This is a genomic window from Vreelandella profundi, assembly GCF_019722725.1.
Classification (GTDB): domain Bacteria; phylum Pseudomonadota; class Gammaproteobacteria; order Pseudomonadales; family Halomonadaceae; genus Vreelandella; species Vreelandella profundi.
Genome location: NZ_CP077941.1, coordinates 1,041,012 through 1,060,041 on the forward strand (window position 1 = coordinate 1,041,012; position 19,030 = coordinate 1,060,041).

General features: G+C 54.5%; 14 protein-coding genes and 6 tRNA genes. 14 read left to right on the forward strand and 6 right to left on the reverse strand.

Annotation, left to right across the window (positions count from 1 at the left end; genetic code table 11):
• The first annotated feature begins 58 nt into the window (after window positions 1-58).
• The 3 genes from trmA (at window position 59) to KUO20_RS04825 (ending at window position 7,333) form a co-directional block, all read left to right on the forward strand.
• Complete coding sequence (gene trmA, locus KUO20_RS04815) at window positions 59-1,177, forward strand: tRNA (uridine(54)-C5)-methyltransferase TrmA (RefSeq protein WP_235041764.1); 1,119 nt, start codon at window positions 59-61, stop codon at window positions 1,175-1,177.
• Window positions 1,178-1,340: 163 nt separating this feature from the next.
• Window positions 1,341-6,176 carry an NAD-glutamate dehydrogenase gene (locus KUO20_RS04820; protein WP_235041765.1) on the forward strand — a complete coding sequence of 1,612 codons (4,836 nt, stop codon included), beginning with the start codon at window positions 1,341-1,343 and terminating at the stop codon, window positions 6,174-6,176.
• A 125-nt stretch (window positions 6,177-6,301) separates the two neighbouring features.
• Window positions 6,302-7,333, forward strand: a complete 1,032-nt coding sequence (locus KUO20_RS04825) for a quinone-dependent dihydroorotate dehydrogenase (RefSeq protein ID WP_235041766.1) — start codon at window positions 6,302-6,304, stop codon at window positions 7,331-7,333.
• A 52-nt stretch (window positions 7,334-7,385) separates the two neighbouring features.
• Here KUO20_RS04825 and rmf read toward each other — a convergent pair whose 3' ends face one another.
• Window positions 7,386-7,595, reverse strand: coding sequence for a ribosome modulation factor (gene rmf, locus KUO20_RS04830; protein ID WP_235041767.1), 210 nt, complete (start codon window positions 7,593-7,595; stop codon window positions 7,386-7,388).
• A gap of 370 nt (window positions 7,596-7,965) precedes the next feature.
• Between rmf and rlmKL the strand changes: the two genes are divergently transcribed.
• A complete protein-coding gene (gene rlmKL / locus KUO20_RS04835) occupies window positions 7,966-10,251 on the forward strand; it encodes a bifunctional 23S rRNA (guanine(2069)-N(7))-methyltransferase RlmK/23S rRNA (guanine(2445)-N(2))-methyltransferase RlmL (protein ID WP_235042423.1) in 2,286 nt (761 codons plus the stop codon).
• 23 nt (window positions 10,252-10,274) lie between these two features.
• Window positions 10,275-10,610, forward strand: coding sequence for a glutaredoxin family protein (locus tag KUO20_RS04840; RefSeq protein WP_235041768.1), 336 nt, complete (start codon window positions 10,275-10,277; stop codon window positions 10,608-10,610).
• A gap of 12 nt (window positions 10,611-10,622) precedes the next feature.
• On the opposite strand, the gene KUO20_RS04845 is transcribed toward KUO20_RS04840, so the two are convergent.
• Entirely contained in the window at window positions 10,623-10,904 is a 282-nt protein-coding gene (locus KUO20_RS04845; RefSeq protein WP_235041769.1) for a hypothetical protein, read from the reverse strand.
• An 84-nt stretch (window positions 10,905-10,988) separates the two neighbouring features.
• On the opposite strand from KUO20_RS04845, the gene pdxB reads away from it, so the two are divergent.
• From pdxB to KUO20_RS04860, 3 genes are all read left to right on the forward strand, one after another.
• Window positions 10,989-12,134 carry a 4-phosphoerythronate dehydrogenase PdxB gene (pdxB, locus tag KUO20_RS04850; RefSeq protein ID WP_235041770.1) on the forward strand — a complete coding sequence of 382 codons (1,146 nt, stop codon included), beginning with the start codon at window positions 10,989-10,991 and terminating at the stop codon, window positions 12,132-12,134.
• 133 nt (window positions 12,135-12,267) lie between these two features.
• Window positions 12,268-13,359, forward strand: a complete 1,092-nt coding sequence (locus KUO20_RS04855) for a cobalamin-independent methionine synthase II family protein (RefSeq protein ID WP_235041771.1) — start codon at window positions 12,268-12,270, stop codon at window positions 13,357-13,359.
• A complete protein-coding gene (locus KUO20_RS04860; protein WP_235041772.1) occupies window positions 13,352-14,314 on the forward strand; it encodes a diguanylate cyclase in 963 nt (320 codons plus the stop codon). The genes KUO20_RS04855 and KUO20_RS04860 overlap by 8 nt, the downstream gene beginning before the upstream one ends.
• Window positions 14,315-14,371: 57 nt before the next feature.
• Here KUO20_RS04860 and htpX read toward each other — a convergent pair whose 3' ends face one another.
• The 4 genes from htpX to msrB all read right to left on the reverse strand — a co-directional run bounded on the left by htpX (window position 14,372) and on the right by msrB (window position 18,204).
• Entirely contained in the window at window positions 14,372-15,274 is a 903-nt protein-coding gene (gene htpX, locus KUO20_RS04865; RefSeq protein WP_235041773.1) for a protease HtpX, read from the reverse strand.
• A gap of 155 nt (window positions 15,275-15,429) precedes the next feature.
• The gene (locus tag KUO20_RS04870) at window positions 15,430-16,677 is read right to left on the reverse strand and encodes a pyridoxal phosphate-dependent aminotransferase (protein ID WP_235041774.1); all 1,248 of its coding nucleotides are present in this window, start codon (window positions 16,675-16,677) and stop codon (window positions 15,430-15,432) included.
• 89 nt (window positions 16,678-16,766) lie between these two features.
• Window positions 16,767-17,723, reverse strand: coding sequence for a ribosome biogenesis GTPase YlqF (gene ylqF / locus KUO20_RS04875; protein WP_235041775.1), 957 nt, complete (start codon window positions 17,721-17,723; stop codon window positions 16,767-16,769).
• Between the two features lie 82 nt (window positions 17,724-17,805).
• Entirely contained in the window at window positions 17,806-18,204 is a 399-nt protein-coding gene (msrB, locus tag KUO20_RS04880) for a peptide-methionine (R)-S-oxide reductase MsrB (RefSeq protein ID WP_235041776.1), read from the reverse strand.
• A gap of 242 nt (window positions 18,205-18,446) precedes the next feature.
• Here msrB and KUO20_RS04885 point away from each other — a divergent pair.
• The 6 genes from KUO20_RS04885 (at window position 18,447) to KUO20_RS04910 (ending at window position 19,019) form a co-directional block, all read left to right on the forward strand.
• Window positions 18,447-18,522, forward strand: a tRNA-Glu gene (locus KUO20_RS04885).
• 25 nt (window positions 18,523-18,547) lie between these two features.
• Window positions 18,548-18,622, forward strand: a tRNA-Gly gene (locus KUO20_RS04890).
• A 21-nt stretch (window positions 18,623-18,643) separates the two neighbouring features.
• A tRNA-Glu gene (locus tag KUO20_RS04895) sits at window positions 18,644-18,719 on the forward strand.
• Between the two features lie 24 nt (window positions 18,720-18,743).
• Window positions 18,744-18,818, forward strand: a tRNA-Gly gene (locus KUO20_RS04900).
• Window positions 18,819-18,839: 21 nt separating this feature from the next.
• Window positions 18,840-18,915: transfer RNA gene (locus tag KUO20_RS04905), tRNA-Glu, on the forward strand.
• A gap of 29 nt (window positions 18,916-18,944) precedes the next feature.
• Window positions 18,945-19,019 (forward strand) — tRNA-Gly (locus KUO20_RS04910).
• Window positions 19,020-19,030 lie beyond the last annotated feature (11 nt).

The window sequence follows — 19,030 nt, forward strand, 5'->3', positions numbered from 1 at the left end:
CGAACGATGCTAAATCCCATCACCGTTATTGAACTGATTAAATCCATGAGGAGCAGCCTTGGCTATCCCCGTAGTAGAACCTGAACGTTACGCTGAGCAGCTAGCCGCTAAACGCGACTATCTGGAAACGACGTTTGCCGCTTTCCAGCCGCCTGCGTTAGAAGTCTTTGAGTCGCCGCCTGGCTATTACCGCCAGCGCTGTGAGTTTCGTATTTGGCATGAAGATGACGATCTTTATTACGCCATGTTTGAGGTGGATGCTGAAAATCCCAAAAATAAGCGTGTCGTTAGGCTAGACCAATACACCGTTGCCAGTGCGCGCATTAACCAGCTCATGCCTCAGCTGCGTGCAGCCTGCCTTCAATCAGATGAGCTGCGCCGTCGCTTATTTCAGGTCGAATTTTTAACCACCTTGTCAGGCGAGGCGCTGGTAACGCTGGTTTACCATCGGCCCCTAGGGGATGCGTGGGAGCAAGAAGCGCGCGCTTTAGAAGCAGCGCTGGGCATCATGATTATTGGCCGCTCACGTAAGCAGCGCATTGTCTTAACGCGCGACCATGTCTGGGAGCGTCTAGAGGTAGACGGCCGTACGTTGCACTATCAGCAGGTCGAAAATAGCTTCACTCAGCCTAACGCGCATATTTGCCAGGAAATGCTCAGCTGGGCGCGAGAAGTGACGGGCGAACAGCAGGAAGGCACGCAGAGAGATCTAGTTGAGCTGTACTGCGGTAACGGCAATTTCACGATTGCCTTAGCGGATAACTTTCGGCGTGTGCTGGCCACCGAAATTTCCCGCACGTCGGTAGCCAGTGCCAACGTCAATTTAGATGCCAACGGCGTGACTAATGCCCATATAGCGCGGATGTCAGCGGAGGAATTTTCACTGGCGCTCAAAGGCGAGAAAGCCGGGCGCCGCGTGGCGGAAATGGCCTTGGAAGACTACGATTTTTCCACCGTGTTGGTCGACCCACCGCGTGCAGGCTTAGATGAGCAGAGCTGTGAACAGCTCAGTGAATATGCTCAGATCGTCTATATTTCATGCAACCCTGCCACGTTAGCGGAAAACTTGACCATACTGACCAAAACGCATCGGATTGAGCGCTTTGCACTATTTGATCAATTCCCATTTACAAATCACTGTGAATGCGGGGTATTGCTGCAGCGGCGCGACGGCTAGATTTTACCCGTAGCCTAATGCATAAGTGGCATGTGCCATGATTAACCTGTCAGGTGATTAGTGAGGCGGCCACAGGTAGCGTAAGCTAGACGATATGTTGGCCTAAAGGCCTATTGTCCTTCGTTTTTTGGCCGAGAAAAGGCCTAAGCAGTCGAGGTGATGGATGCACTACGTTGCGATTGAAGAGAGCCGGCAAGATCTTTTGAAACAGCTGCAGGAACGACTAAATGCGCGGTTAGAGCCTGCCCGCGCGGCAACTGTAGATGCCTTCGCTCGACACTTTTATGCCACCGTGCCGGTGGAAGACCTAGTGGATCGTCGCTTAGACGACCTGTATGGCGCCACGCTGTCGATCTGGCAGTTCTTGCAGCACCACGACCCGCAAAGCCCCAAGGTACGGGTGTTTAATCCCGACTTTGAAGAGAACGGCTGGCAGTCGACACACACCTTTGTGGCTGTTCTGCATGAGGATATGCCGTTTCTAGTTGACTCGGTGCGTATCGAGCTTAACCGTCGCGGTTTGACGGTTCACGCCATTCAAAACGCCGTGCTGGCAGTGGCGCGTGATGAGCGCCATCAGCTGCAGTCGCTGACGTCGCCACGCGATGAGAACGCGCCTGAAGCGCGTGAGTCGCTAATCGTGATTGAGGTCGACCGCCATACCGATACGGCGCTGCTGGAAAAAATTGAGCAAAATTTGCACGAAGTGCTGCGCGATGTACGTACTGCCGTGGGCGATTACGACGCCATGTGCTCGCAAATTACCGAGTCGATTCAAGAGCTAGAAAAAAACTGCCCGCCGCAAATTGATCCCGACGACCACGAAGAGGCGATTGCCTTTTTAGAGTGGCTACTCAAGGATAACTTTACCTTCCTGGGCTACGATGAATATTGCTTGGAAGACGGCGAGCTAGGAAGCCAACTGCAGCGCGATAACGACAGCGTGCTGGGCGTTTTCCGCCTAGACCAGCCGCGTTACTGTGAGCGTATTCGCACCGAAGAGGGTGTGGATGAGGACAATGGCTACGTGCTGGTGCCCCAGCTGCTTTCCTTCGCGAAAAGTGCGCATCATTCGCGGGTACATCGCCCTACGTATCCTGATTACATCACCGTTGACCGCTACGACGATGACGGCAATGTTATTGGCGAGCGGCGTTTCTTCGGTTTGTTTACCTCGACGGTTTATAACGAATCGCCACGCAATATTCCGCTGCTACGCCGTCGGCTGAAAGCGGTGATGGATATCGCTGGCTTCAATCCTCAGGGGCATAACGGTAAGCAGCTGCTTCAGGTATTGGAAGTCTATCCCCGCGATGATCTGTTTCAGATTGACACCGAGTCGCTTGCCAGCACTTCGCTTGGCATTCTGAATATTCGTGAGCGCCGCCAGGTGCGGCTATTTATCCGCGCCGATATCAGTGGCAAGTTCTACTCCTGCCTGGTCTTTGTACCTCGCGATGTGTTTACGACGGACCTGCGTCAGCGAATTCAAAACGTGCTGTGCGACGAGCTGGATGCCCACTTTGGCGATTTCAATACTTATCTCTCCGAGTCGGTGCTGGCGCGTATTCAGCTGATTCTGCGCTTTAACGGCGATGCGCCAAGCGACTACGATCTCAAGCGCCTTGAAAGCAAAGTGGCGCGGCTAGCGCGTAGCTGGCGGGATGAGCTGCAAAGCGCGATGATTGAAGGCTTTGGTGAAGAGCACGCGAATCACCTGATGGATCAGTTCCGCGAAGCGTTTTCAGCCAGCTACCGTGAAGACTTCTCGGCGCGTACGGCGGTGTTTGACGTCCAGCATCTGCTAACGCTGGACAACGGCGATGACCTTTCGCTGTCGCTTTATCGCCCGCTAGAAGAGCAAGGCGGCGGTGTGAACCTGAAACTGTTCCACCGCGAATCGCAAATTCCGCTCTCAGACGTGCTGCCGATGATGGAAAATCTCGGCCTGCGGGTAATCGGTGAGCGTCCCTACGACATTAACGCCCCCGGCCAGCGCTACTGGATTCACGATTTCGAGCTTGAGCACAGCGGTACGGACGTCAATCTAAGCGACATGCGCGATGTGTTTAGCGAAGCCTTCAAGCGCATATGGGCCGGCGAAGCTGACAACGATGCCTTCAACCGCCTGATTATTGGCGCGGGGCTCGACTGGCGAGAAGTCGCGATGCTGCGCGGCTACGCACGCTATCTCAAACAAATCCGCTTTGGTATGTCTCAGGATTACATTGCCGCTACGCTGGCGAATTATCCGGCGATCACCAAAGAACTGGTGGCGCTATTCAGCCTGCGCTTTGATCCTGAACAGCAGAGCCATGCAACCGATGACTCCATTGCGCGTTTGAACGAGCACTTGGAAGGCGTTGGCAGCCTTAACGATGACCAGCTGCTGCGCCGCTTTATGGAGCTGATCCTCGCCACGCTGCGGACCAACTATTATCAGCTCGCCGAAGACGGCCGCTTTAAAGACTATATCGCCTATAAGCTTGAGCCCTCCAAAGTCACCGGTATGCCTAAGCCGCGGCCGATGTTTGAGATTTTTGTCTGCTCGCCACGGGTTGAGGGCGTGCATCTGCGCGGCGGTAAAGTGGCGCGTGGCGGTCTGCGCTGGTCTGATCGTTTTGAAGACTACCGCACCGAAGTATTAGGGCTAGTCAAAGCACAGCAGGTGAAGAATGCGGTGATCGTGCCGGTAGGCGCCAAAGGCGGCTTCGTTTGCAAACGCATGCCTGAGAATGCCAGCCGTGAAGTGGTGCAAAAAGAAGGCATTGCCTGCTATCAGATATTTATTCGCGCGCTGCTGGATGTCACGGATAACTTAGTCGGCAGCGAGGTTGTACCGCCGACAAATGTTGTTCGCCATGATGAGGACGATGCGTACTTGGTCGTCGCTGCAGATAAAGGCACCGCGACGTTCTCTGATATCGCTAACGCTATTTCTATTGAGTACGGCCATTGGCTGGGCGATGCGTTTGCGTCGGGCGGCGAAAATGGCTACGACCATAAGAAAATGGCGATTACCGCCCGCGGCGCCTGGGAGTCCGTTAAGCGACACTTCAAAAACCTTGATTTGGATACCCAGCGTGAGCTGTTCAGCGTGGTCGGGATCGGCGACATGGCCGGTGATGTGTTCGGCAACGGCATGCTGCTTTCCGACAAAATTCAGCTGGTAAGTGCGTTTAACCATCTGCATATCTTTGTCGATCCTAATCCGGATGCCGACGCCGCCTTTGCTGAGCGCAAACGGCTGTTTGCACTGCCGCGCTCCAGCTGGGAAGACTACAGCCAGGAGCTGATCTCTGCCGGTGGCGGTATCTTTAGCCGCAGCGCTAAGTCGATCGCTATCACGCCTGAAATGCAGCAGGTATTTGGCATTGAGGAGGCGCGCCTTTCGCCTAATGAGCTGATTCGCGCCATGCTCAAATCCAAGGTGGATTTGATTTGGAACGGCGGTATCGGTACCTATGTGAAAGGCTCTGATGAGACCGACGCTGACGTGGGTGACAAAGCCAACGACACGCTGCGGATTAACGGCAACGATTTGAACTGTCGGGTGGTCGGAGAGGGCGGCAACCTTGGTATGACCCAGCGCGGACGTATGGAAGCGGCTGCCAACGGCGTACGTGTGTATACCGATTTCATTGATAACGCGGGCGGCGTGAACTGCTCTGACCACGAGGTCAATATCAAAATCTTGATTGACGAAGTGGTCAAACGTGGCGATATGACTGAAAAACAGCGCAACCAGCTGTTAGCGGAAATGACAGACGAAGTGGCCGATCTGGTCATCCTGGATAATTACCGCCAAAGTCAGGCGCTAGACCTATCGGCGATTCTTTCTAATCAATCGCTGGGGCCCTATCGCCGCTTTATCAGCGAGCTGGAGGCTGCCGGGCAGATCGATCGCGAGCTTGAGTTCCTGCCCACCGATGAGGTGTTAAAAGAGCGCGGCAGCAATGCGCAAGGTATGCGCCTGCCGGAACTTTCGGTACTGATTTCTTATGCCAAGAGCACGCTGAAGGGCGATTTGATCACGTCCGATGTGCCCGACGACAGCTACATTCATCGCCATCTTGAGCGGCTGTTCCCAAGGGTGTTGGTTGAGCGTTTTAAAGATGAAATGTATGAGCACCGTCTAAAGCGTGAAATCGTTGCGACCCAAGTCGCCAACGACTTGGTGGATCACATGGGCATCGTGTTTGTGCGCCGCCTGATTGACTCAACCGGGGCGGGCCGTGCTGACGTTGCGCGCGCCTACGTGGTGGCGCGCGATAGCTTCAACTTGGCCGGGCTGTGGGCGCAAATTGAGGCCTTGGATAACCAGGTGCCTAACCGCATTCAGTATTCCATGATGCTCGATTTGATGCGCTTAATTCGCCGCGCTACGCGCTGGTTCGTGCGCCAGCACATGGGGCTTTCCACCCAGGATACTATTGAGTATTTCGCTCCACGCTTGGCGCAGTTGCAAGAAGGAATCGGTGAGCTGCTGAGTGGCGAAGAGCTTAGCGGCTGGAATGCGCGCCGTGACGAGCTGTTAGACGCCGGTGTGCCTGAAGCCTTAGCGTCTACCGTCGCGGCGTCATCAAGCCTTTACGCCGGCTTAGGTATCATCCAAGCCGCTCGTTTAACCAATGAAAAACCTCAGCGAGTCGCCGAGGTGCTGTACGCCATTGGCAGCCGGTTAGAACTGCCGTGGATGATTCAGCAGGTGAACCAATTGGAAGTTCGTGACGCTTGGCAGGCCCAGGCACGGGAAACTTTCCGTGACGATATCGAGCGCCAGCAGCTGGCCCTAACCACCAGCGTATTGAAGCTTGATGCGGGTAGTCGCGATGCTGAGGAGCGTGTGGCGCAGTGGTTAGATCAGCACGCTGATCTGCATCGCCGCTGGTGTCGTCTTATCGAAGAGGTGCGCAGCGGGAATGAGGGTGGCTTTGCACTCTTCGCCGTGGCGGTGCGCGAACTGGTGGATCTGGCCGAGAGCGATAGCGAAGCCTAACATCGCGGCTTTTATTGCTTAGTCATTGGTTCGTGGTACGTTAAAGCGCGCCCTGGTTCTCCACCAGGGCGCGCTTTATTGCGTTATACTGGCGCCCGTTTTCGATCCGCTTCAAGAGACTCGCCATGTACGCCCTTGCCCGCTCGCTGTTCTTTCGTATCGATCCAGAAACCTCCCACGGGATCGCGCTAAGCGCGCTTGAGTCACTGCATCGTATCGGTGGCGTGCCGCGCTTGTTTGGTCAGCCGGTCAATGATCCTATCGAGTTAATGGGGCTACGGTTTGCTAATCGGGTTGGCTTGGCCGCCGGGCTGGACAAGAATGCAGACCATCTTGACGCGCTGGGTGCGCTGGGATTTGGGTTTGTAGAGGTCGGGACCGTCACCCCAGAGCCACAGCCAGGCAACCCCAAGCCACGGCTATTTCGCTTGGCTCAGCATGACGCGATCATCAACCGCTTTGGTTTTAATAACAAAGGGGTTGAGCATCTGATTCAACAGGTTAAAAAACGCCATTACGGCGGCATTGTGGGCATCAACATTGGTAAAAACCTAACCACCGCGGTAGAGCAGGCGCTGGACGATTACCTGCTGTGTCTAGACGCAGTGCATTCTTGCGCGGATTACATTGCCGTTAATGTCTCCTCGCCGAATACGCCTGGCCTGCGCAGCCTACAGTTTGGTGAACAGCTAGATGCACTGCTGGGGCCTATTCGCGCGCGCGCCACAGCGTTAAATACGCAAGCGGGTCGCCACGTGCCTCTGCTGATCAAAATTGCCCCAGACATGAGCGAAGAAGAAGTCGCGCTGATGGCGGGAAGCATTGAGCGCAACGCGTTGGATGGCGTCATCGCTACCAATACCACTGTTTCCCGTGAGGCGGTTCAGGGCGACCCACAGGCTGACGAGGCCGGTGGGCTGTCAGGGCGGCCGGTTTTCGAGGCGTCTAATCGTATTATTCGACAGCTGCGTGAGCATTTGCCAACGCTGCCCATTATAGGCGTCGGGGGGATTGATAGTGCCGCTGCGGCTACGGCGAAAATTGCCGCTGGTGCGGATTTAGTGCAGCTTTATTCAGGCTTGATTTATCAAGGCCCGAAGCTAGTGGGCGAGTGTGCTAAGGTATTGAAGACATCCGGCACTAAAAAAGCCCACTGAATAGGGTGGGCTTATTAAAAACATTTCGTTTAAACGTTAGAAAATATAAACGTTAAGTCATGACCATGGGATTTTTGTGGATACCGGAAACGCCGGTCATCCCGTCCCACTGGTCGCCGCGACCTTCACGCCAACCGCTCATCCAGTATTCGCGTAAATTGATATCTTGACTGGGACAATCATCACGAGAGCGACCCGATACACCTGCTTTATAGCCGTGGACATATGCCCGCTGGAAGCGATCACGCTTTTGTCGTTTCATTGGCTAACCTCTTTTCACGAAAGCCTTTAAGAAGAAATAGGATGTTATCGAAGCTATTCCTAAAATATGCCCGACAGCATCTGCTATTCCGGGAGCTTGCTTCAAGAGCGAGCTGCCGCATCAACTTAACTGTCTAGCCCTCACGAGCTGAACGGGTCGAGCGGCGAACTCTTATCCATCATAGGCCTCTTTTAAACTACCTTTTTAAGAGACCCTGACAGGTAACGCATGCGTTTTTCAGTAGCTACTCTCTTATTGTTAGACCATGATGGGGTCATCTGTCGACTATAAATTGTCATAAAACGTAAACTCATTTGCTATATATAGGAATATCGCGCCTTTCCGCGCAGCTATTATCATGACCAATACCATGACTGAGCCGAGTCAAAACGCCCCCTTAAGTCTGCTAGCCACCTGCCCGAAAGGCATTGAAGGCCTGCTGCACGATGAACTCATGGCGCTGGGCGCCACGCCGGGTAAAACAACGGTGGCTGGCGTTTATTTTACTGCCAGCCAAGCGATTGCCTATCGCGTATGCCTGTGGTCGAGATTAGCCAACCGCATCATTTTAACGCTGGTGCGCGAGTCGATGATCGATACCGCCGAGCAGGTGCGCGACGTGGTCGCGCGCATTGCCTGGACAAACCACTTGGCGCCCGGCAACACGCTGGCGGTGGATTTTCATGGCCGCAGTGAGCAGATACGGCATACCCGCTTTGGCGCACAAACGGTCAAAGACGGCGTGGTCGATGCGCTGCAGCTGGCGGGGCAGGAACGCCCCAACGTCGATATTAAAACGCCGCATTTGCGTATTTATGCTCACCTGCACCGGATGAACTTGACCATTGGCCTCGATCTTTCAGGTGAAAGTTTGCACCGCCGTGGCTATCGACTCGATGTTGGCCATGCCCCACTGAAAGAAAATTTGGCCGCCGCGCTGCTGGTGCGTGCGGGATGGCCGGAACGACTTAAAGCCGGTGAGCCGCTGATTGACCCGCTGTGTGGCGCGGGAACGCTGCTTATTGAAGCCGCGATGATGGCCGCCGATCAAGCGCCTAACCTCAATCGCGCGCGGTTTGGTTTTCACGGCTGGGCAGGGCACGATGACGCCCTATGGCATGAGCAAAAGCGTGAAGCCGAAGCGCGCGCATCGATTGGCCGTAAACGTTGCAAAGCCCAGCTGTTAGGTTTTGATCAGAGTCCGGCGGCACTAACGGCTGCGAAAGCCAACGCTATGCGGGCCGGTATCCCCGCGTTAATGACCCTGCATGGTCAGAGTCTTGCTCAGCTTACCCGGCCCGATACGCTGACCGCGCAAAGCGGCCTGCTGATTACTAATCCGCCTTATGGCGAGCGCCTGGGTGAGCTGCCCGAGCTTGTGCGCCTATACGCGCAGCTGGGCGAGAAAGCCAAAGCACTGTTCCCTGGCTGGACGCTGGCAGTCTTTACCGGCAACCCTGATTTGGGTCATCGGCTAGCAATGCGGGCGCACAAGCAGTACGCGCTCAAAAACGGCGCCCTGGATGCCAAGCTGCTGCTGATGGATGTGGGTGGGCCGGCGCATGCCCCTGATGCCGAGAGCGCGGCTTCCGCGGATAATGGCGGGGTGGCGTCAGCGGCTAGCGCAGAAAGTCGTGAGGCCTCAAATGAAGTCTCGGCTGCTTCCGATACGCAAGTGGTTGCAAACGATTCAGCTGCGCCAAAAGCTCAAGACAATGCGCAAATGTTTGCCAATCGCCTGATCAAAAATCAGAAGCGCCTGAAAAAGTGGCTGAAGCAGAGCGGCGAAACGAGCTACCGCGTGTACGACGCCGATATGCCCGAGTATGCCCTGGCGGTGGACCGTTACGGTGATCGTGTGCACGTGCAGGAATATGCGGCGCCCAGCTCAATCAACCCTTCTCAGGCGCAAAAGCGCTTGTATGACGCCTTGGAAGTGATGCCAGAGGCGCTGAACGTTGATGCCAGTAAAATCTATATTAAACGCCGCGAACGGCAGACTGGCAGCGCCCAGTATCAAAAGCGTGGCGCGAGCGGTGAGCGTTTTGAAGTGCAGGAGGGAGACGCGCGGCTTTGGGTGAATCTGCGTGACTATCTCGACACCGGATTATTTCTGGATCATCGTCCGGTGCGTCGCATGCTGGGTGAAATGGCCAGCGGCAAGCGCTTCTTAAACTTGTTCTGTTATACCGCTACGGCAACGGTGCAAGCGGCATTGGGCGGCGCTAGTGACAGCGTCAGCGTGGATATGTCTAACACCTATCTTGAGTGGGCTAAAGACAACTTCGCGCTGAATAAGCTTGATACACGCCTGCACCGGGTCGTACGCGATGACTGCTTCCGCTGGTTAGAAACCGCGAGTACCGAGTTTGATCTGATCTTCATGGATCCGCCGACATTTTCTAACTCTAAGAAGATGCGCGACACGCTAGATGTGCAGCGTGACCATCCGCGTCTCGTGGATCTCGCTATGGCGCGCTTAGCACCCGGCGGCACGCTAGTGTTTTCTAACAACCAGCGGCGATTTAAGCTGGATGAAGCGCTCAGCGAACGTTACGCGGTAGAGGATATTACCGGACGCAGCTTTGACCCCGACTTCCAGCGGCGGACTAATTTGCACCATGTGTTCCTACTCCGTCATCCAGCGGCGCATTAAGTCTGCCAGAGGAGAGCATTGGTATGATTCGGCTATCGCTTTATACAACCCAGGGCTGCCACCTATGCACTCAGCTAGAGACGTTGGTGGCCACGCTGACGAATCAACGAGTGTGGCTGCATCATATTGAGATTAGCGATGATGCTGAGCTGGTCGAGCGCTACGGTACGCGCATACCGGTGCTGATGGATAGTCGAGGGGATGAGCTGGAACGTGGCTTCGAATTAGCGCGCTTGAGCGCTTGGCTACGTGAACGCGGCTGGTTGAATGAAACGGCGCTGGCGGCGCTTGCAACGCCGCCAGATGCTGCGGCACCTAGCGGTGCTCATGAGCGTAGCGGGCGACGCTTTTTAGGCTAGCGAGTGAGCTGCTTAAATCAAATCCAGCAGTGAGAGCTGACGCATGGCCTCTTGGCCTTCAGGCGTATGGTCGGCCACTTCCAGTATCTTGCGGAAACCCCGTGAGGACTGGATCGTGGCCTCGTCTTCAAGCCACATCTGGGCTTGGCCCAAGGTGTCGGCTAGCTGATGTTTCAAACCGCCAAACTGAGTGCCAATTTGGCCCCAGGCGCGACTGAAAATCCAATCACCAAACATATCCTGGTGAATATGAACCAACACATAGTCATGGTTGGTTTCCCAGCGTACGATCACAACACTCTCCTTAAATGCCCTTTAAACACGCCTGCACATCAAACTCTCGCGGGCGTATTGTAAAGCCCGGATACCCAAACGCCTATGAAACTTATAATCGACGCCAATATCCCCGCCGCTGATGCCTGCTTTGGCTCGTTTGGTGTCATCAGTCGCGTGCCTGGCCGGGAAATAACGGCTGCTCACCTGCACGATGCCGATGCGCTGATTGTGCGCTCCATTACCCAGGTTAACGAAGCGCTGCTAGCAAACAGCCCGATACGCTTTGTCGGCACCTGCACGATCGGCACCGATCATATCGATCATGCTGCGCTCGCTCAGCGGAATATCACATTCGCAAGCGCCCCGGGTTGCAATGCTGAAGCGGTGGTCGACTACGTGTTGAGCAGTTTATTGACGCTAGCGGAGCGCGATGGCTGGGTGCTTAGCGAGCGCAGCGTCGGTATTGTGGGGGTAGGTAATGTGGGTCGCCGGCTGCAAGCACGGCTAACGGCCATGGGCGTGACTACGCTCGCCTGTGACCCGCCCAGGGCAGAGGCCGAGGGTGAGCAAGGATTTCACTCGCTAGAGGCTGTCATCGAGCGCTGTGACGTGATTTGCCTGCATACGCCGCTGACTCACGACGGCCCTCATGCCAGCTATCATCTGCTCAATGCTCAGCGTATCGATAACATCGCGCCGGGTAGCGTGTTGCTTAATGCTGGGCGGGGTGACTGTGTGGACGGCCTGGCGCTGCGTAGCCGTTTAGCCAGCCAGGGCGATATCCGCGCGGTGCTTGATGTATGGGAGAACGAGCCCGCCATCGACGCTGGCTTACGTGACCTGGTCTCGCTGGCGACACCGCACATTGCGGGGCATAGCCTGGATGGTAAGCTGCGGGGCACTTGGATGATTCAGCAGGCGTTAGCCCGTTACTGCGAAAAGCCTAGCGGCCACTCGTTTGCCGATATCTGCCCGCCGCCTGCGCTGGCATCGCTGCATATACAGCATGCGCTGGCGCCGGAAGATGCGCTGCGGCTATGTGTGCGAGCCGTCTATGACGTGCGCCGCGATCACGATGCGCTGCAGCGCCAAGCATTGCATCAGGGATTGCCCAAAGGTTTTGATGATTGTCGTGCTAACTACCCGTTGCGGCGAGAGTTCGCCACGCTCAACGTGCAGCTGTCAGGGGACGCGGTAGCGCTAGAAGGTATCGTGCGTGGGGCTGGGTTTAATGTGAATGCTGGTTAGCATTCAAAGCTTACTCACATTGGTCTTGGGCTTGGAAGTAATATGAGTCGCTTTTAAACCGTATTGAGTGTTTATCTAGCATTTAACATCTAACGGTTAAACTGTGCGTATTTGCACGTTGGGAGCAATAAAAATGGTCACATTACCCACCGAAGCTATCGGCAGCATACCCCGAACGGAAAAGTTAATGCAGGCACAGCGTCAATTTGATGCTGGCGAGATTGATGCCAAGGTTATGGCCACCTTCTATGACGAAGCTGTTCAACTGACAATGCAAGAGTTAGAAGCAACAGGCTCCCCGATTATTACCGATGGGGAACAGCGTAAAACGCACAGCTTTGCTACCTATTCGGTAGAAGGAGGCGCGAATTTTGCCCCCGATGGACTTGAAATTCCCTTCCAAGATGGTCATGTGCGTCGGTTGCCACGCTTAACGGCTGGGCCTTTTCGCTTTATTCTTTCTGCTTCAGTGTCACTGGCTTCGGCTAAGCTATATACGCAGCGGCCAATGAAGCAAGCGATTATCTCGGTCTCAGCATTAAGTCTGTTTTATCCCCCAGAGGCTATTCCGGGTTATAGCCGCGAAGATTTTTTGGAGGACTTGGTCAATGAGCAGGAAAAAGAAATTCGTGCCTGCTTCGTTGCCGGCGCACAAAAAGTGCAAATCGACTTCACTGAGGGGCGGTTGGCGCTTAAGCTCGACCCAAGCGGTAGCATACTAAATGGGTTTATCGATTTAAATAATAGAGTTCTAGATCGGTTCAGTGATGAAGATCGCCAATGTATCGGTATCCACACCTGTCCTGGTGCTGATCACAACTCCACGCATAGTGCCGATGTAGACTACGCTGAACTACTGCCCAGTCTCTTTGAGCTTAAGGCTGGCAATTTTTATATTGCGATGGCGGCTGAGGCAGAGCCTGATAGGGCACTAAGAATTATTGCCCGCTATTTAAAGCCAAGGCAGCGAGCCTTCATCGGTGTTATTGATGTCAACCATCCTCATGTTGAAACGCCTGAGGAAGTCTGCCAGCGTGTATTGGAAGCAGCGCGTTATATACCGCTTGAGCAGTTAGGCACAACCGATGACTGCGGTTTTTCTCCTTTCTGCGACGACATTTACACTTCCCGTAAAAACGCCTTTGCTAAAATTCGTGCACGCGTATTGGGTACAGAGATGGCTTCAGAGCAACTAACCTCGAAGCTGAGTGCCCGGCATGATTGATGGGCCTGCTTTTTTTCAAAGCTTTGCCATTTTCGATGCTGAGCAACGTTTGGTTGACTGGAATTCGGGGTTTGTGGAAGAGTTTGCTGATGCTGGGCCTTTATTAGTTAAGGGACTTGGGGTACGTGATATTCATGCAGCTTGTTTGCTTCCAGAACGAGCGCTGGATTTATCTTGGGCATTAAATGACGCACCCCCCTCTGTTTTTGAATACATTAATAACCGATGTTCTATTTCTGTTGCCCAAGAGCTTAGCGCCAATGGCAGCATTTTTCGTATTGCTCAGAGCACTCATGCTGCGCCTCAACTTCATCCTGCTATGCCTGACCAGAGTGCTGAATTGCTGCGATCAGCTGCTTTGCAGATTTCAGCCGCTGTACTAAAGCGTCGTGATCAAGAAATGCTTCGGCTGAATGAGTTGGCGCTTACTGATGGGCTGACCGGAGTCGCCAATCGGCGTTATTTTGACGAGTTACTGGGCTTTGAATGGAAGCGCTGTCAGCGTAATCAATTGCCTTTATCCGTCATCTTTATCGATATCGATTTTTTTAAGCGCTATAACGATTTTTACGGCCATCTCCAAGGAGATGAGTGTCTAAATGCTATTGCCTCCAGCCTAAAAGCGGTGCTGAACCGTCCCGGAGATTTGGTAGCTCGTTATGGTGGAGAAGAGTTTATCTGCCTCTTGCCGGAAACCGATCTTTTCGGTGCCAGCCATAAAGCCGAAGAGCTTGAATTGGCCGTCAGAACGCTGACCATTCCCCATGATAAGTCGGAAGTTGCGCCGGTCGTTACGATCAGCCTTGGAGTTGCTACCGCGCAGCAGGTGACGGGAGAGGATGCTTCGGCGCTGGTAAGCGCTGCCGACGAACTGCTTTACCAAGCCAAGGCAGAAGTAAGGGGATGTTATCGTGCTGCACTTTTGCAAAACTGGGTTAGTGTCAAACTGAATTAGTTTGAAGAGTTAATCAAGCCGCCCCTGTGATAGTGCGAGGCGGCTTATGGGTTGCGCTTACTGACGGTAGGCGGCTTCTTTCAGTGCGCGAATGCGCTCATCTAACGGCGGGTGGCTGGCAAACATCTTCTCAAGCAGTGAGCGCGTTTGGCCTTTGGTGATGGCCATAGCACGGAGCGTATCGGGCATCTGATCGGGCATTTCGGTTTCGGTTTTCAGCCGCGCAAGGGCGCTGACCATTGCATTAGTGCCTGCCAAGCGCGCACCGGCTTCATCGGCGCGATATTCGCGATAGCGCGAGAACCAGGCAACGATGGCCGAGGCTAAAATGCCGAAGACGATCTCTGCAACCATCACGACTGCGAAGTAGCCCATAAAGCCTAGGCCTCCGCCATCGCTGCGGCTTTTTAGGAAGCTATCGACTAAGTGCGCTACGACGCGGGCAAAGAACATGACGAAGGTGTTCACGACCCCTTGAATTAGCGCCAGCGTGACCATGTCGCCGTTGGCGACGTGGCCAATTTCGTGGGCCAATACCGCGCGGACTTCTTCAGGGCGCATGCGGTTCATTAAGCCTGCCGATACTGCGACGAGCGCATCGTTTTTATTCCAGCCGGTCGCAAAGGCGTTGGATTGTTGGGCCGGGAATATGCCCACTTCGGGCGTTTTGATACCGGCCTCGCGGGAAAGCTCCGCGACGGTGTCCAGCAACCACTGCTCAGTAGAGTTGGATGGGGTTTCAATAATCACCGTGCCGGTGCTGCGCTTAGCCATCCATTTGGAAATAAATAGCGAGATGATCGAGCCCGCCATGCCGAAGATGAAGCAAAAAATCAGCAGGCTAGTAAAGTTGATGCCTTGACCACGTAAATAGCCTTCAACACCTAGCAGGCGAAGGGTAATGCTGGCGACCAGTAACACCGCTATGTTGGTGCCTAGAAACAGCAGAATTCGCATCATGAGGCAGGTTCTCCCTTAACGTTTATGGAAACGATTTATACACAGCTAGTGAAATGAATCACAGAATAGTTGTTTAGATACGTACTGTTCGTGACAGTTTCAAGTCATCGCTGCGTTAAGTAGCTATTTTAATCGGCGCGTTCACCTTTTCAGCCTCACTGCCGGTAACGCGACAGGAAGTTAGCAAAGCGATCAAGCGCATCACCGAGTTGGTCTGCCCAGGGCAGCGTCACAATGCGCACATGGTCAGGCTCGGGCCAGTTAAAGGCCGTGCCCTGCACCAGCAATATTTTTTCCTGTAGCAGCAGATCGAGCACTAGCTGCTGATCATCTTTAATATTGAACACCTTGGGATCGAGCCGCGGAAACGCGTAGAGCGCGCCTTTGGGCGTCACGCAGGAGACGCCGGGGATGGCGTTTAGTTTCTCGACGGTAATATCACGCTGCGCCAGCAGGCGTCCGCCAGGCAGGATTAAATCATTAATTGATTGATAGCCCCCGAGTGCGGTTTGAATCGCATGTTGGGCGGGTACGTTGGCACAGAGACGCATGGAGGCCAACATATTGAGCCCCTGGATATAGTCTTTGGCATTTAACTTAGCCAGGGTGCCGGAGATGGTCATCCATCCCGAGCGAAAGCCTGCGCAGCGGTAGCTTTTCGATAGCCCGTTCATGGTAATGACGAGCTGATCATCGTCGGCCAGCGCACCGGTGGCGGTGTGCTCTACGCCGTCATACAGAATTTTGTCGTAGATCTCGTCGGAGAACACCACCAGGTTGTGCTGTTTAGCAATCGCCAGCACGTCTTTAACGACCTCCGGCGGATATACGGCACCGGTAGGGTTATTGGGGTTAATCAGCACAATGGCGCGGGTGTGGCTGGTGATCTTAGCGCGAATGTCTGCCATGTCGGGCGTCCAGTCGGCCTGTTCATCGCACAGGTAGTGCACCGCGTGGCCGCCTGAAAGGTGTGCGGCTGCTGTCCAAAGCGGGTAGTCCGGCGCGGGAATAAGCACTTCGTCGCCGTCATTAAGCAGCGCCTGCATCGTCATCACAATTAGCTCAGACACGCCGTTGCCGATGAAGATGTCCTCAATGCCCACCCCTGGAATCTGCTTGCGCTGGCACTCCTGCATAATCGCTTTGCGGGCGGAGTAAAGTCCCTTGGAGTCGCAGTAGCCCTGTGCCGTCGGCAAATTGCGCATCACATCCTGAAGAATCTCTTCCGGCGCTTCAAAACCAAAAGGTGCAGGGTTGCCGATGTTCAGCTTAAGGATTCGCTGACCTTCTTCTTCCAAGCGCTTGGCGTGGTCGAGCACCGGGCCACGAATGTCGTAGCAGACATTGTGCAGCTTATGAGATTTCTTTAGCGGTTGTGGTTCGTGCGACTGCGGGGTATCCATGAGGTGTCTGTCCAAAAGTAGCTAGAGGCCCAAAGTGTCCAAAAGATAAGCGCCTACAAGCCGTTATCGGCTAAAAGGCTGCCAAATCATTATGCGTCGGAAAGGTCTTGATTGTCTTCGTCGTTTTGCACCGGTGGCGGTGGAATATCCGCAGGCGTCTCCAGCGTCATTCGCCCTAACTTGCCGTCGCGCAGTTCGTGGAGCAGAACTTCCGCGCCGCGGTGCAGGTCGACTGCGCCACCGGCACGCAGTCCGCCGCGCCGGGCGGCGATGTCTTTTAAAATGGCATGACCATCGAAGCCTGCAATGGCAAGAAAATCGGGCTTTTTTGGGCCGTCGGCATCAATGTCGTGTGGAATGTCCGGCGCGGCGTAAGGCGGCAGCTCTTTGAGCTTATAGCGCGCAGTGAGCGCCTCAGGATAGCGTTTGGCAAGTTCGGCGCTGGTGACAATTCCTACATCGATGTACTCAATGGCCGTATCACGGATAGCGCCGGTGGCTGCAAGACGATAGGCGCTGGCCTGATCTTCTATTTTGGGCCACAGCACTCCCGGGGTGTCGGTGAGCGCTACACGCCCATCAATGCGCACCTTTTGCTGGCGCTTGGTGACGGCAGGCTCGTTACCCGTTTTAGCAATTTTACGCCCGGCCAGGCCGTTAATCAGGGTAGATTTGCCCACGTTGGGAATACCCATCACCATCACCCGAACATCACGGTCGGGGCGTACCGCACCGGCCAACTCATGGCAAAGTTTGGGGATTTGCTTTAGCTCACGAACGTTAGTGGTGGTGACCGCGAAGGCGCGCATGTTCTCTTGGGCATCGAAAAAAGCGACCCACTCGGCGGTCTTCTCTGGGTCGGCAAGATCGGCGCGGGAAAGGATTTTTAGCACCGGCTTATGGCGCGTCAGCTCGGCCAGCATCGGATTGGCGCTGGAGTAGGGCAGACGTGCATCAAGTACTTCAATGACGACGTCGATTTCAGGCAGCACCTCTTTGATCTGGCGGCGGGCCTTGTTCATATGTCCGGGGAACCAGCCGAGCATGAGTCTCTCCTACAAGCACAAAAAAGCGGGCTGCCATTCTATCAGATGGCGCCCGCCTTGCTGGGTTTCCTTTTAGCCGCGATTACTCGTCGGGGTGAAACTCCAATGACACTGAGTTAATGCAGTAACGCAAACCAGTCGTTTCTGGCGGCCCGTCTGGAAAAACGTGGCCCAGGTGGGCATCGCAGTGGGAACAGACCACCTCAGTACGCTGCATACCATGGGTGCCATCTTGATGCTCTTCCACGCAGCGGGTGCCTAACGGCCGATCAAAGCTAGGCCAGCCACATCCAGCGTCGAATTTATGCTCGTTCTCAAATAGCGGGGCGTTGCAGCACACGCAGTGATAAATGCCTTGGGCATCCAATACCTGATAATCGCCGCTGAACGGGCGCTCTGTACCTTTTTCACGCGCTACGCGGTACTGCTCTGGCGTCAGCTGTTTTTGCCACTCTTCGGGCTTTTTATCAATTTTAGCCATTCTGGTTAATCTCCCTTTGCAGTGCTTGGCCTAAAGGCCGTTAACGCTTCTAACCTAATGACAGCGCTTAGTCACCTTGAGTTTCAGCATGGGCGATTATGTCACGCCTTGCCAGCGGCACGCTGAATCGCGATGTTAAAGGCTTGTGGCGCCGTTAAGCACACTAAACCAGTGTGTTAGAGTGCTTGACAGCTAAGAGAGGTCTGAGTAACATACGCGCCACCTCAACGAGGTATTGAAACGTCCCATTCGTCTAGTGGTCTAGGACACCGCCCTTTCACGGCGGTAACAGGGGTTCGAACCCCCTATGGGACGCCACTTTCGTCGTTAGGTTTATCGGAATGCGGGAATAGCTCAGTGGTAGAGCATCGCCTTGCCAAGGCGAGGGTCGGGAGTTCGAATCTCCTTTCCCGCTCCAAGTATTTGTAATGCTTACAGTGTCCCATTCGTCTAGTGGTCTAGGACACCGCCCTTTCACGGCGGTAACAGGGGTTCGAACCCCCTATGGGACGCCATCTCCGATAGCAAGAATTCTATAAGCGGGAATAGCTCAGTGGTAGAGCATCGCCTTGCCAAGGCGAGGGTCGGGAGTTCGAATCTCCTTTCCCGCTCCAAGTATTTGTAGTGCTTACAGTGTCCCATTCGTCTAGTGGCCTAGGACACCGCCCTTTCACGGCGGTAACAAGGGTTCGAACCCCTTATGGGACGCCATCTTGCGCTTATATGCAGTTTTTTGCGTTGCGGGAATAGCTCAGTGGTAGAGCATCGCCTTGCCAAGGCGAGGGTCGGGAGTTCGAATCTCCTTTCCCGCTCCAAGCGCATTAAG

What these genes read in the sequence shown, in the direction of transcription:
- KUO20_RS04820 (WP_235041765.1), top strand. Translation starts at nt 1,341, where the DNA reads ATGCACTACGTTGCGATTGAAGAGAGCCGGCAAGATCTTTTGAAACAG.
- KUO20_RS04825 (WP_235041766.1), top strand. Translation starts at nt 6,302, where the DNA reads ATGTACGCCCTTGCCCGCTCGCTGTTCTTTCGTATCGATCCAGAAACC.
- rmf (WP_235041767.1), bottom strand. Translation starts at nt 7,595, where the DNA reads ATGAAACGACAAAAGCGTGATCGCTTCCAGCGGGCATATGTCCACGGC.
- rlmKL (WP_235042423.1), top strand. Translation starts at nt 7,966, where the DNA reads ATGACTGAGCCGAGTCAAAACGCCCCCTTAAGTCTGCTAGCCACCTGC.
- KUO20_RS04840 (WP_235041768.1), top strand. Translation starts at nt 10,275, where the DNA reads ATGATTCGGCTATCGCTTTATACAACCCAGGGCTGCCACCTATGCACT.
- pdxB (WP_235041770.1), top strand. Translation starts at nt 10,989, where the DNA reads ATGAAACTTATAATCGACGCCAATATCCCCGCCGCTGATGCCTGCTTT.
- KUO20_RS04855 (WP_235041771.1), top strand. Translation starts at nt 12,268, where the DNA reads ATGGTCACATTACCCACCGAAGCTATCGGCAGCATACCCCGAACGGAA.
- KUO20_RS04860 (WP_235041772.1), top strand. Translation starts at nt 13,352, where the DNA reads ATGATTGATGGGCCTGCTTTTTTTCAAAGCTTTGCCATTTTCGATGCT.
- htpX (WP_235041773.1), bottom strand. Translation starts at nt 15,274, where the DNA reads ATGATGCGAATTCTGCTGTTTCTAGGCACCAACATAGCGGTGTTACTG.
- KUO20_RS04870 (WP_235041774.1), bottom strand. Translation starts at nt 16,677, where the DNA reads ATGGATACCCCGCAGTCGCACGAACCACAACCGCTAAAGAAATCTCAT.
- ylqF (WP_235041775.1), bottom strand. Translation starts at nt 17,723, where the DNA reads ATGCTCGGCTGGTTCCCCGGACATATGAACAAGGCCCGCCGCCAGATC.
- msrB (WP_235041776.1), bottom strand. Translation starts at nt 18,204, where the DNA reads ATGGCTAAAATTGATAAAAAGCCCGAAGAGTGGCAAAAACAGCTGACG.